Below are 14,437 nucleotides of genomic sequence, written 5' to 3' on the forward strand. Positions count from 1 at the left end.
TTTGCCTTAATTCATACTTAATTACATACAAAAACAATATTTAGTATTGTTACATAATAAATTAAAACAACCTCAATAAAGCAGAAAGAATGGAAAAGATGATGAAAACGAAAATGGATATGACAATGGAAGTGAAAACTGAAATAAAAACAGGAACTTTAAAAAAGACGTTACCAAAAATTACAAAAGAAGAAATTTTAGAAGCTAAAGAAAATACTTGGGACTTTTTCTTTCTATTACTTTCTAAATATTATGAAATAATGGATGTGCAGCATGATGAAGTTGAAAATGAGTTTAATACTGCCCAACATACATTAATGGCATATAATATATTATATGGTGAGGTTACTAATGGTGGCTATTTATCCTTAATACAAAATGGATATGGTGGTTATATATTTGAGACTCTTTTCTCTGACACAATGAAAATTTGGGGAATAAAAGAAATGGCATTAAACATAGATAAAGCCAAAGAAATTTATTTAACACATAAGGCTTTTTTAGAAATAGAAAGAACAGAAGAGCAGTTTTCAAGAATGTATCAGGAATTTCCATATTTTAATTCCATCGATAAAGATTTTTTCATGATTATGGATTCTGAAAGCGAAAAAATAAAAATCCATATTCAAGAAAACATAAGTGATTTTGCAACTGCAATATAAGTATCACTTATAAAAAACTGTAAACATCATCATCCTAAATAGGATAAATAAGACATGCCTTAAGATTATACAATAATATCATTGTTATTCTTTAGGGACGCCTTATAGTTTAACAACAACTTGTTAAAAAATGATGATGCTCATAATTAAAAACAAAAAAAATAGACCGCCGATAAAGCCAGCGTTTATTAAGTAAAACTAAATCACAATGGAAAATAATAAGATAGTAATAGAAGCAAAAGAACTTGAATTATTAAAAGAAATCATATCAACTGTACAAAACAATAGCGATAGAATATATAACCTCTCTCTTAAAAGATTATCAAGAGAACTTGAGACTGCTACAGTTATGACACATAATCAAATGCCCGAAAAAATAGTAAGAATAAATTCAAAGGTAACCGTACAAATAGCAACCAACATTATTAAAAATTTTCAGATTGTCGTTCCAGAAAAAAGCAATCTAAACCTTAACAAACTATCAGTAATGTCACCAATGGGATTAGCTCTATACGGCTATACCGTTAATGATGAAATTTCATGGCAGTTTCCTTCAGGAATAAATAAATTAAAAATATTAAATGTCGAATAAGCAACTTTTAAAAAATAAATATTAAAAAAAACTAGTTGTATAACTTTATTATATCAATATTACTGTGAAAATAATTAAACACTCATATGGAGCCAACTTAGATTGGGTTGCTCCACTAGCAGAGCAAATGGGCGGCAAAGTTGATGGTAATTTTATTATTTCATCAGACAAACTTTTCTCTGGAAATAGATACTTTTTAGATTGTGGAGATGATATTGTTGCTTATTATGTAGACGGAATAAACAATATGGATCTTAACCTGATTCAAAAAAATACAAGTAATGATTTTATCGGAATCTATTATAATTTAACTGAAGGAGGAATAAAATATTCGAGCAGCAATTTCGAACAAGAAATAGGTCGTTGGCATTATAATCTATTGGTTATCGATAGTTCTCTAGAAACAAATTATTTGATTGAATCTGGAACTAAATCATACGTTTTTTGCATTTTCATCAAGAAAAACATGATGGAATCCTATGCCAAGAAAAATAATATTACGCTAAAAGATATAGACAAAATAACAGATCCTACAAAAAATACTGTAATAAGATTTGATAGGATGAGTAGTGATAGTTATCATATACTAACCGACTTACAAAAACTAAAAGTTGGCGGCCCCATATTTGATCTGAACGTTAGAGGTACAGTGCATTTATTGTTATCAAACTTTTTCAAAAAAATGTCAAGTACCAGGATTATTATCCAGACTGTAAATAAAATAGACTTGGCTAATATTGTAGCTGTTCAAATGTTTTTAATAGATAATATTGAAGATCATTTTCCTACCATCAAATTCATTGCTAATAAAGCAAACATGTCAGAGTCTAAATTTAAAAATTTGTTCAAAAAAATAACAGGCATGACACCTAATGCTTTTTTTATGGATAATAAACTACTAAGAGCTAAAGAACTATTAGAAAAGAATCAGCTGTCTATATCTCAGGTATCCGATAAGCTTAATTTTACTAACAATTCTTATTTCGCTTCAAAATTTAAAGAACATTTTGGGATTTCACCAAAAACATTTATTAAACAATTATAACATAGAACAAAACTACTTTTTTATTAACTCTAAAACGACAACCTTATATTCTAAAACAATGAGGTAGGCAAATAGAAAATCATATATGAATAATACAAAACAGATTCACGACTAAATAATAAATACTGACAATCAACATTTTAATATAAAAAAACTTAACTTTATAGTGCATAAAAATATATCTCTGTGAAAATAATAGAACATACTTATGGTGCCGACCTGAACTGGGTTGCTCCTTTTGCATTACAAATGGAAGGAAAAACGGATGGTAATTTTATAGTTATACCAGATAGTATACAAACTGGAACAAGATATGTTCTTGATTGTGGTGATGGCATTATCGCTTATTATATTGATGTAACTTATAATAAAAATTTACACTTAATCCAGAAAAACAATACTAATGATTTTATAGGAATCTATTATAATTTGACCGAAGGAGAAGCTTCATTAAGGAGTAATACCTTTATGCATGATATTGGCCGCTGGAAATATAATTTGACAGTTATTGATGGAGGACTAGAATCTAATTATTTTGTTAAGAATGGAAGTAAGACATATGTTCTTTGCATTTTCGTCAAGAAAACTACAATAGCGACATTCGCAATAAAGAATAATATTACTTTCCAGAATATTGATAAAATTGCCGATCCAGCAAAAAATACCATTATCCGATTGGACAGGATGAGCAGCGAAAGCTATCATATACTAACCGATTTACGTAAATTAAAAGTTGGAGGGCCTGTATTTGATTTAAATCTAATAGGTACAGTCCATCTATTGCTTTCTAATTATTTAAGGAAGATGGCAAGCCATAGAATCATTATTCAAACAGTAAATGAATCTGATTTAGCTAATATCGTGGCAACACAAATGTTTTTAATCAATAATATAGAAGATCATTTTCCGACCATAAAATTAATGGCTAGTAAAGCAAACATGTCAGAATCAAAATTTAAAAATTTATTTAAAAAAATTACTGGAGCAACACCAAATGCATTTTTCATGGATAATAAAATGCTATTAGCAAAAGAACTACTTGAAAAAAAACAATTATCAATATCTCAGGTTTCTGATAAGCTTAATTTCACTAACAACTCTTATTTCGCATCGAAATTTAAAGAGCAATTTGGGATAACTCCAAAATCATTTATTAAACAATTATAAAAAATACCGGATTAAAAATATCCTTAGCAGTGAATAGAAAATAAAAGACTGAACAAAAACTTATCTGCAATGAAAAAAATTACACATTTTTATTCTTTAACTCCAGAATGGCAATACAAACTTGCTGAAGAAATGGGTGGAGAACTTATTGATGATAAAATAATTGTTATTCCTGAAACATTAGGACACGGGCAATCCTATTTTACTCAAATAACACCAGGAATTTCTGCATTATTCATGGATTTTGTTTTAACAACACCACTAAAAATAAACCGCCTTAAATCTGAAAACGAATTATATATATTTCATTTTGACTTAAGTGATCATACTAATTTGATCAAAATAGATGATATCGATTATGAAATTGGTTCTTCAATAAATGTAGGCTTGGCAGTTATAAGCAACGATATAGAGAGTTCGTTTAAACCTGCTGTAGGACAAAGAACATTAGCTCTACGCCTACTTGTTGATAAGAATCTATTAAACGAATTTGTCGAAAGTCATCCAAGTGAAGAGTTTACTAATAGAAGAATAAAAATAAAAAAAACAGTCCCTTATTACTATGACAATATTGATAGTAATAGTATATTACTTATTCAATCTCTTAAGACTAGATCTGTATATGACAGCTCATTTGATCCCTATCTCAAAGGAATTTCTCTAAAACTGTTAGGCAATTTTTTAAATAGATATTCAGACTCTGAAGCAGTAAAGAATGAAACTACTGAAATTGAAATAGAAGCTATTACCAAAACAAAAATGTATCTTTTAGATCATCTATACAACCCATTCCCTTCTGTTCCCTTTTTATCTAAAATGGCAGGGATGTCGCCTTCAAAATATAAAATGCTATTCAAAAAAGAATTTCATAATACGCCAAATAATCTTTTTATAAAAGAAAAGATGCTTCTTGCAAACCGTCTTTTACAAAGTGGGGATTATAACACTTTAACGGAAATAATTTATGAATTAAATTACACCAAATTAAGCTATTTCTGCACAAAGTATTATGATCTTTTTCATAGAAAACCTTCTGAAGACTTTATTAAAAAGAAGAAACAAAAAAGTTTTGCTGTCCTTAGGCCAGACACTTTTCTATAATAATAAATACTACTCTTTTTGATCTAACCCAAAAAGAGTAGTAATTGATAATTCCTTTTTTAATCCTTTGTTTTAGCTCTATTTAATTAGTTACAATCATCTATTCAATCATTTAACAATTACTATCTCCCCTTAGCAATTAATATTTACCATTCTCTTCAAGTATTCGAAATACCTTTCCTGTTTGCATATTTTTTTAGTGTTAATTCAGCAACAACAGTTATTTCATCTATAAGATCACATAAATCTTCGCTTACACCAAAATCAATTATACCTTTCTCATCATTAAGTCTATATAGTGATTTAATTGTAACTTCAAATAATAGCATTTTACTTATTTCTAAACTTCCTCTCCAAGTAGATTTAATTTACTAATAAGATGGTTGAAAATGGCTTTTACTGCATCACAATTCTTATGAGTATATTGTTTCATCTCTATATCATTTTTGTCCTCTGTATCTGCTGAAAAATCATCTATACATCTATCAAATGATAATTGTTCTTAGTTTGGTTTAATTTTCTGGTAAGTAATTTATAATAATCATTTTTACTCGATTTAAATATTATCAACTTATATATTTCATTTTATAAAACAAAAAATGGGTATCATAATGATACCCATTTTTTGTTTTAAATATATTTCAATTCAAAAATCCTTATTCGTGATGAAAAGAAATAATAAACTCTGAACGTCTGTTTAATTGATGCTGTTTCTCAGAACATTTTACACCGTCAGTACATTTATTTATCAATTGAGTTTCACCGTAACCTTGACCTGTAACTCTATCAGCTTTAATTCCTTTACTTACGATATAAGCAATAGTAGCTTTAGCCCTTCTATCAGAAAGTTTTAAGTTATACTCATTATCTCCGCGACTATCTGTATGTGACTTAATATCAACAGTTAATCTTGGATAATCTTTTAAAATCTGAACTACTTTATTTAATTCTTTTTCAGAAGATTTTCTAATATTAGCACCATCTAAATCGAAATAAATTGGTTGCAAATCTAGAGTTTTAGTTAAATCAGATCCGTCTGTTATAGTTTTTCCACCTTCACCTTCTAACTCTTTTACATTAGGATCTGTTACTAAATATTTATCGATTTCAAAACTTTGATTCTCAAATTTATTAGGAATAACTAGTTCATGCGTTTGTTGATAATAACCAACTTTATCATAAACTAAAGAATAATCTCCTACTGGTACCTTTAACAAATATTCACCTGCATTATCAGTATAAAATTCATCAACCATTTTCTTATTTGCATCAAGAACGGTAATCTTAACTTTTGGTAACAATTCGTTTTGTTTACTGTCATACACTTTTCCGAAAACAACAAGATCATATTTCACCTTAATTGGTTCTAATTCTGTCAAACCATAGATTTGATCATCATTAGTTCTATTAGAAGCAAAGAATCCTTTATGTGTTTCAGGATTAATTACAAATCCAAAATCATCACCAGGTGAATTAATTGGCTTCCCAACATTCACAACTTTATAAGTGTTATCTGTATTCTTGATAGCTTCAAAAACATCTAAACCTCCAAGTCCTGAATGTCCGTCAGACGCAAAATAAAGTTGACCTGTAGTTGACATAGAAGGAAAAGTTTCTCTTCCGATAGTATTAATAGTTGGTCCCATATTTTTAACTTCACCAAAAGTACCATCCTCATTGATTGCAACTTCATATAAATCCGTTTGCCCAACAGAACCAGGTCTGTCTGAAGCAAAAATTAAACTTTTACCATCAGGTCTCAAAGCTGGATGAGCATTTGAAAAAGAATCACTATTAAAAGATAAATCCTCAATGTTTGTCCATTTGTCTTTTACAAGTGTAGCTCTGTAAATTCTAAGACGGTTTGTTTTTGTTTCATCAGTACCATATTTATTCCCCAAAAAGTTACTTCTAGTAAAATACATTTGGTTTCCATCTGCTGTAACTACTGCTGTAGATTGATGAAAAACTGAATTCACTTTTCCATTCATTCTTTTGGCATCAACTAAATCACCATCATCAGTAATTGTAGCTTCATAAAGCTTAAAAAATGGTTTTTTATTCCATCTATCTTTCATTCTTTCAACTACATTCGTATCTCTTGCAGAAGTAAAAATAACTTTATTGTCTTTATAAAAAGATACTCCGTAATCAGGCATATTAGAATTAATACTAACAGGTTTAATTGTAAAACGATTTGACTGTTTTTCAATATTCTGTAAATACTCTGTACCCGTAGCAATTGCTTGCTGTCCAGATTTACTATTAAGCTCTTTTATCATTTTTGATGCTTCATCAAATTGTCCATTAGATTTTAAACATTGTGAATATCTAAATAGTTGGTCATTTGTAAAAACATAATTATCTTTTAATTTTGCAATCTGATTATAAGATTTTAGAGCATTCTTGTAATCACCATTGAAGAAATAGGAGTCTCCTAATTTTGCATAAATTCCCGAAGAACCAAATTCTTTTTGAACTAGTTTGTCATATAAATCGCTTGAACTTACGTATGCATATGCCTGTTTATCATAATCTTTTTCTGCTCTATTAACTAATCTGGCTTGCGAATAAGAATTATGCAGACCAAATAATACGATCCAAAGTAAAAAGTATTTTTTCATATGTATTTTTATAATCATTATTAAAAGAATCTTGGATTAATCATTCGTTTATTTGACTTATTGAAAAGGTCAAATCGTAAGAAAAACTCATGAGAACCTGAATTATAGTTTCCTAGGTTTGTAGTTTCATAATCATACGCATATCCAATTTGTATACCATCTGTTACCTGAAAACCTGCTAATCCACTAACACTGGCATCTACACGGTATGCAGCTCCAAGAGTAAATTTATTATTGATCAAGAAGTTAGCAGATACATCGACAGCAATTGGTGCTCCTGATACAAATTTTGCCAAAACAGCAGGCTTAAATCTTAAGTATGGATTAAGATCAAAAACATATCCCGCGATACCATAAAAATGAGATTTTGTAGTATAAACTGATGATGAAACATCATCAAAAAAATCTGTTTTTAATAATTTTGGAACCGATACTCCTACATACCAGTTATAGGTATGTACGTAAACTCCTGCTCCAACGTTTGGTGAAAATTGAGATTCTTTCCCCAATAAATACGGATCCTCTGGATTTTTGATATTTAACTTAGAATAATCCACTACAAAATTGTCAAATCCACCAGAGATTCCAAAAGAAACTTTTAAGTCACCATTATTGCCCATAATTGTATAAGCATAATTAAGCATAACTCCAGTATTTTTTGTTGGTCCTATCTCATCACTTACTACGTTTAAACCAATACCATTTCCGTGATAGCCTAAAGGACTTTGTATAGAAAAATTCATCGTTTTTGGAGCTCCATCAAGACCAACCCATTGGGTTCTATATAACCCCATTGCACTTACCACATCTCTTGAACCAGTATATCCTGGATTAAAAGTCATCGTATTGTACATATATTGTGTGTACTGAGACTCTTGTTGTGCCGAAGCATCAAAAATCCCTAACAATACAATTGTTACTATGTAAAAAATCTTTTTCATTAGTTGTAATTATTTTTAATTTACTGATTTTTAATTTTATTGATTATTGATGTATAAGTATCCTGATTTCTCTTTTCCTTGTACTCCATTGTTATATCTCAATATGTAGAAATAAGTTCCTGTAGGAAGTTTTTCTCCTCTATTTACAGTTACACGACCATCTGAGTATCCTCTAAACATATTATCACTCTCATTATATGATTTTGCATCATAAACTTTAACTCCCCAACGATTGTATATTTCAACGGAATTATCTGGAAAATCTTTAATCCCTTCAATAAGGAAACTATCATTAACTCCATCACCATTTGGAGACACAGCATTATAAACAATTATTTCTTCATCTTCTATCTCTTTATTAACTAAAGCCATAGTGAAAATTCCATAACCACTAACCTGTGCTGTTAGTAATTGAGAGTACCCAGCATCTTTACTTGTATTAGGAATAGGGTCACTTACCTCACCTTTTTCCTCAATCCATTTAGACAAAGCTGCATCCCAACGCACAATAACAACTTTCATTTTTGAATTAACATCAAGGAACTCATTTGGAGTTGTTTGCGAATCTAATGTAAGAGTTAATACAATTTTATCAGTACCACTATCACGTGTTACATTCCAATATTCTTTATCATTAATCAATAAGATAGACTCTTCTTTATTTGTATGTTTATAAAGATTATCCGAATTTTGGTGAAAGTATTGAGCCGTATAAACACTACCATCACCAGTGCCTTCAGTAGCATGAAAAGTAGGTCTGAAATAAAGATCATTCCCAACTGGGAATTCAAACATCTTATTCCCTATTTTTTCCACTTTACCATCAACAAAACTTAAGTCACTAGCATCAGAATGAATGGCATTTTCTTTAAAAATCACTCTACTCTCCTTATGAACTTCAATTATTCCATTTACAAATTCAGCCTTACCATTAACCGTAATTACTTGATTTAAACGAAAGGGAACTAATGTATCCGACTTGCTATCAAAAATCACATTCTGAAAATTACTAGTTGTACGACCATCTAGTATCTGTACCTTTTTACCATTAAAAAAAGTTTTCCCTTCACTTTTCTCGCTGTACAATACATCACCATTATTACTCCAGTTATCAAAAATGTAAACAATTCCATCATTAGTAAAATCTCCTGAAGGTTTATTTACGTAAGGTTCATAAACCGATAATATAGTTTTATCATCTACTTTTATGATACCATCATTAATAAACTGCGCTTGCCCACTTTGAGAAGCCAACAAAACCAGCACAAAACTTAAGATACCACCAGGATATCTAACAATTGATTGTTTTGTCTCTTTATATAAGTCATTTTTTTTCATATATAATATTATAATTCATTACACAAATCACACTTTCTATTATGATACAAAGCTAAATCAATGACAAAATCAACTTAACCTGTAAAAGTTATTGCTATATCAGAATAAGACGAATTTGTTTCATTAATAAAAAACATAGAGATGTTTTTTATTAATTCAAATTTTAGCTATCACATTATTTTTCTAACAGCTGTCTAATCATTTTTATTTAAAACCAATTTTATACAATATATCAATCTGTTAAAAGAAAAAAAGAGAACCTAAGTTCTCTTTCTTACAAAAATCTAATCATCTAAAACAATAATATTCAAAATAAAAAGTTGTCCTTCTTTTCACTCAAATACCCCGTTTCATTAATAATACAAATTTCCAATTAACTCATTATTATTTTTACCCCTAAACGTCTTTCAACTTACAGATTTAGACATAAAAAAGAGAGCAAAAGCTCTCTTTATAAAAAAAACAAAACCTATGATACAGATTTAATCTATATATTATTTAAACACCTCAATCATTATACTAATAAAAGAGGTGTTTTTAGCTTTACTTACTTCGTATTATGGAAGTTTGTAAGTTTGAACTGTGTTATTTTGTACGAAATCTACAGCCCATGCAAAAAGATTCGCATAGAAAATACTATTATATACAGTAACATTAGAATCATAACCATAATTAGCTTTTGCCGCAGGAACACCACCAGCAAGCATTTTTGCAGGGTAATTTCCATTTTGATTATTATTTACTACACCCGCATTATAACCAGCATCTCCAATAAAAACAAATCCATATGTATTATCTCTAAAAGAGAAAACTTTAGACGAACCTTTTTCTGTTGCCAGTACTGTACTATTTGCTGGTGCTGTAGTAAGGAATATTGAGTTATCAACGTCACCTCCCATGTTTAACCCAGCTGTATTACCAAAAGGACCATTTAAAATAGGATCCGCAATATTTGCCAAATCAGTTATATTTCGACCAACTCCATTATTAGCTGCAACAGTTGAAACATTAGCCCCTAAAATACCATTAATAACATTTGGTATATTAGCATCTCTTTCTGAAGCAAAAATTACCACTCCTTTTTTATTCTTAACAAAATCAGCTAAAACTGCAATTACATCTGCATTAGGCTGGAAGTTATATGCAATATGAATGATATCAGTATTATCTCTATTAATGTAACCCTTAAGTACAGTAGCACTTGGCGCACCGTAAGTAAGAAGTTTCAGTCCTTGTAAAATTTGAACTTTACCAGTAGTTCCAAAATTAGTTGCATTATTTAATACTGCATATGAAGTTTGGCCATTGTTAACACTTCCTGGGTTATAAAGACCATCCCCAATACCAGCAACAACCATTGGACGATAAGTGAACAAAATCGCTTTCGAACAAGTTACACTGCTTGAAGTACTGTTCGTACTAATTGTATAAGAATATGAACCTCCAGCTGTAGGAGTTCCAGAAGCTTTTAGTGTTATTGTTTGATTACCTGTAGTTGTAAAAGTTCCAGTAGCTGAGAAAGAAATTCCATTAAGCGTATTAGTAGAAATGTTATAATCTCCTACATAAGTCACATTTACTGGAACTGCCATAGAATTTTCACCCGTCATAGCCACATTAGGCACATAACTCCCCGAAGTTGAAATACTATTACATGTCATTGTAAAAGCAATAGGCTGTTTTGCAATGGTCAAATTATAATAACAAGTTGCTGTAGCCGCCTGAGTCCCTGTCACTGTTAATTCTGCTGTAGCCCCACTCGTAGGAGTTCCAGTTCCTCTAAGCACTACTGTATCTGCACCAAGTTTTGTCAATACGATTGGTCCTGATGTAAAAGATACTCCGTTAACCGTATTAGTCGAAATTGTTGTTGCTCCTGTAGCAGTAACATTTACAGGTAAAGTAATTGTATTATTTGTTGAATTAAGCGCAACATTTTGCATGTATACACCACTTTGTGTAGCCCCTGCACAATCCATAGTAAAAGCTACTGGTGCAACTATTACTGAAATACCAGTACAAGATCCTCCTGCAACAGTGCTTGCATTAGAAATAATATCAAAAAGATCAGTTCCCGAAGCTATTGGAGCACCAGTTCCTAATAATTCAACCGTTTGAAGTCCTGTTTTAGTAAAAGTCCCCTGTCCCATGAATGAATAACCATTTACAGTATTCGTTTTCATACTCCAAAAACCTGTATTAGATACATTAACATCAAGAGTTAACTTATTTTCTCCTGTTAATGGTATTCCAATATTATAAGATCCTAATCTAGTAAGACTTCCACAAGAAATAGCAAAATCAACGTTAGCTTTTTCAATATAGATATGAGGTGTACAATTACATACTACTCCATTTAAAATCACAGTAACTACATCACCAGGATCACCTGCATCATATCCTGAATTAGGTCTTCCTGTTCCTTTTAGTGTTATATCATATACGCCTGCAGAAGGAAAGTTTCCACTAGCTTCAAAATAATATCCATTGGCAGTTGTAGCTGTCATTGTATATGTACCTGCTTGAGTAACCGTAACTGGAACTGTAAGTGTATTGTCTCCTGATAAAGTAACTCCTTGTTTATAAGTTCCATTAGCAATAACTAATGAACATTGTGCTGCAGAAACGTCAAATACAGCTGGTGGTGGTGTGCCACACATACTTAACCATTGCACTCTTAAAGAATCCCAATAATCAAAACAATTTGAATTTGTATTAAATATCAACAATCCGTTTGATAAATTAGCCGTAGGGATCGCATTACGCTGAGCAGTTGTTAAACGTGAGATTAACATCCCTTTATTATTACTCTCCAATTCGAAAATCGCACCATCTTTAGCTTTGGTTGCTCCACCGCTAATAGTTCCGTCTTTGATTTTTGCTGTTTCCACCTGAGCAAAAACAGAACCAAAACTTAATAAACATAGGATAACCGCTAAGATCATCTTCTGCATTTGATTTATATAATTTTTCATATTCTTAAATTTTAATCAGTGTCAAAGCACTTAAAAAAAGTACTTTGACATGATTAATTATTAATTGATTTACTATTTATTTGACATTAATTTTTCCAATTTTTCTAAACGTGCATTCATTTCATCAGTTGCAACTTTCAATGATTTTGATTCCATTTTTAATTTTTCAATCTCATTATTTTTAGCTTCCAATTCTTTGTCCTGCTCAATAATATGTAAATACAACTCTTCTGTTTTTTCAAGTAATTGTATTGATAACTCAGAAACATTGAAAGAATATCCCTCTTTTGTTTTCATCAATTCGTTAATTGGTGTTATACCTGGCAAGTGATTGTTCTTTTTGATATAAGCATCTATTTCTGCCAACGTTTTAAATTTATAATCTGCTTTAATATCAGAGAATCCTTTAAAGTAATCCTCAAACACGTAATCCGCATAATATGAATTCACAGTTGTTATTGCACCGTTTACTCTCAGCTTTTCATTTGGAGCATCAGATGGAGCTGTAAAACCAATTCCAACCCATCCTTGTGTGTAAATATTATCAGTATTTAAAGTCGCTCCTTTTTTAGAATCAACACCATACCAAGGTTCTTTTACAAGATCTGCAAGATCCAAAGGATGTGTAGCTTTGTTTTCATCAGTATAATCTAATGTACCATCATCACTATTTATAACAAGTTTCGTTAATGTTTGATTAGCACCTACCATATCAACCATATTAAAACTTGTAGTAACACCTGCCTCATCTTTATAACTTAATTCACCCAGTGAACCATCATATGCAAGAGAAGTTAACGTTTCAACTCCTTTTACTAAAGTAGACATATCAATAGCATTTTTTGCACCTGTCTCATTTGTATATGTCAAAGTATGCGTTTCGAATACTTGTCCACGTACATCAGTTTCCTCCGTTACAACATCTTCTAAAGAAGTAATCGTTTCTTTAATAGCCGCAGGATTTCCTGCTGCATCTGTAAAAGTTGCAATATCATGTCCAGCAGTTACAGTTGGCACAAATGATGTTACTCCATCAACACCAGGATTTCCTTTTAATCCTGCAAGTTCTTCATCTGTAAAATCTGCGTAAGTGAATGATTTACCATCTTTTCCGTCATTACCACTAACCTTAACCCAATTCCCATCAGCGTCTTTGATATACACAATACCTGATGTAGTATCGATCCAGGTAGTCGTACTTGCAGGTGGCGTAACACCATTTAAGCCAGGAACTCCAGGACCTCCAGCTAAACCAGCTGCGCCGTCAACTCCATCTTTTCCACTTACTTTAACCCATTCTTTAGTAATAGGATCTTGAACATAGATATAACCTGTGGTAGTATCAACCCAAGCAGTAGTGCCTGCAGGAACAGTAATTCCAGGATCTCCAGGAAGTCCAGGACCTCCAGCTAAACCAGCTGCACCATCAACTCCATTGTTCCCACTTACTTTTATCCAGTTTCCTGTATTAGGATCCTTGATAAACACAACTCCTAAGTCATTCACTAATATAGTAGCCTCTGCAGGAATAGTAACTCCAGCATCTCCAGGATCTCCTTTGATACCTATAATACCATCTTTTCCATTGTTTCCACTTACTTTAACCCATTCTTTTGTTGCTGGGTCATAAATATAAACAATACCTGTTTTTGTGTCAATCCAAGCAGTAGTACCTGCTGGTGGAGTAACTCCATCAAGTCCAGGAACTCCAGGACCTCCAGCTAAACCAGCTGCGCCATCAACTCCATCTTTTCCATTTACTTTAACCCATTCTTTAGTAACAGGATCTTGAACATAAACATAACCTGTAGTTGTGTCAATCCAAGCAGTAGTATCTGCAGGAACAGTAATTCCAGGATCTCCAGGAAGTCCAGGACCTCCAGCTAAACCAGCTGCACCATCAACTCCATTGTTCCCACTTACTTTTATCCAGTTTCCTGTATTAGGATCCTTGATAAACACAACTCCTAAGTCATTCACTAATATAGTAGC

Annotated in this window: 10 protein-coding genes and 1 pseudogene; 5 read left to right on the top strand and 6 right to left on the bottom strand. The window is 31.2% G+C overall.

The window, feature by feature from the left end; translation table 11 throughout:
- Positions 1 to 89 precede the first annotated feature (89 nt).
- From IW20_RS20210 to IW20_RS20230, 5 genes are all read left to right on the top strand, one after another.
- Positions 90 to 662 carry a DMP19 family protein gene (locus IW20_RS20210; protein WP_051886036.1) on the top strand — a complete coding sequence of 191 codons (573 nt, stop codon included), beginning with the start codon at positions 90 to 92 and terminating at the stop codon, positions 660 to 662.
- Positions 663 to 870: 208 nt separating this feature from the next.
- Positions 871 to 1,254 carry a GreA/GreB family elongation factor gene (locus IW20_RS20215; protein ID WP_035626739.1) on the top strand — a complete coding sequence of 128 codons (384 nt, stop codon included), beginning with the start codon at positions 871 to 873 and terminating at the stop codon, positions 1,252 to 1,254.
- A gap of 64 nt (positions 1,255 to 1,318) precedes the next feature.
- Positions 1,319 to 2,299: a helix-turn-helix domain-containing protein gene (locus tag IW20_RS20220; protein ID WP_035626742.1), complete on the top strand. Its 981-nt coding sequence runs from the start codon at positions 1,319 to 1,321 to the stop codon at positions 2,297 to 2,299.
- A gap of 186 nt (positions 2,300 to 2,485) precedes the next feature.
- Positions 2,486 to 3,466, top strand: a complete 981-nt coding sequence (locus IW20_RS20225; RefSeq protein WP_035626744.1) for a helix-turn-helix transcriptional regulator — start codon at positions 2,486 to 2,488, stop codon at positions 3,464 to 3,466.
- Between the two features lie 69 nt (positions 3,467 to 3,535).
- The gene (locus IW20_RS20230; protein ID WP_035626746.1) at positions 3,536 to 4,567 is read left to right on the top strand and encodes a helix-turn-helix domain-containing protein; all 1,032 of its coding nucleotides are present in this window, start codon (positions 3,536 to 3,538) and stop codon (positions 4,565 to 4,567) included.
- A gap of 158 nt (positions 4,568 to 4,725) precedes the next feature.
- Here IW20_RS20230 and IW20_RS26415 read toward each other — a convergent pair whose 3' ends face one another.
- The 6 genes and pseudogenes from IW20_RS26415 to IW20_RS26420 all read right to left on the bottom strand — a co-directional run.
- On the bottom strand, positions 4,726 to 4,896 hold the full coding sequence (locus IW20_RS26415; protein ID WP_165571464.1) for a hypothetical protein: 171 nt from the start codon (positions 4,894 to 4,896) through the stop codon (positions 4,726 to 4,728).
- A gap of 327 nt (positions 4,897 to 5,223) precedes the next feature.
- Positions 5,224 to 7,191 (bottom strand): OmpA family protein, encoded by a 1,968-nt coding sequence (locus IW20_RS20235; protein ID WP_035626760.1) that lies wholly within the window; start codon positions 7,189 to 7,191, stop codon positions 5,224 to 5,226.
- A gap of 20 nt (positions 7,192 to 7,211) precedes the next feature.
- On the bottom strand, positions 7,212 to 8,132 hold the full coding sequence (locus IW20_RS20240; protein WP_035626749.1) for a PorP/SprF family type IX secretion system membrane protein: 921 nt from the start codon (positions 8,130 to 8,132) through the stop codon (positions 7,212 to 7,214).
- A 36-nt stretch (positions 8,133 to 8,168) separates the two neighbouring features.
- Positions 8,169 to 9,470 carry a gliding motility-associated C-terminal domain-containing protein gene (locus tag IW20_RS20245; protein WP_051886040.1) on the bottom strand — a complete coding sequence of 434 codons (1,302 nt, stop codon included), beginning with the start codon at positions 9,468 to 9,470 and terminating at the stop codon, positions 8,169 to 8,171.
- 557 nt (positions 9,471 to 10,027) lie between these two features.
- Complete coding sequence (locus IW20_RS20250; RefSeq protein WP_035626752.1) at positions 10,028 to 12,445, bottom strand: autotransporter outer membrane beta-barrel domain-containing protein; 2,418 nt, start codon at positions 12,443 to 12,445, stop codon at positions 10,028 to 10,030.
- A 72-nt stretch (positions 12,446 to 12,517) separates the two neighbouring features.
- Positions 12,518 to 14,437, bottom strand: a pseudogene (locus IW20_RS26420) (hypothetical protein); the annotation flags it as partial.

The organism is Flavobacterium hydatis, assembly GCF_000737695.1.
In the GTDB taxonomy this organism is placed as follows: Bacteria; Bacteroidota; Bacteroidia; order Flavobacteriales; family Flavobacteriaceae; genus Flavobacterium; species Flavobacterium hydatis.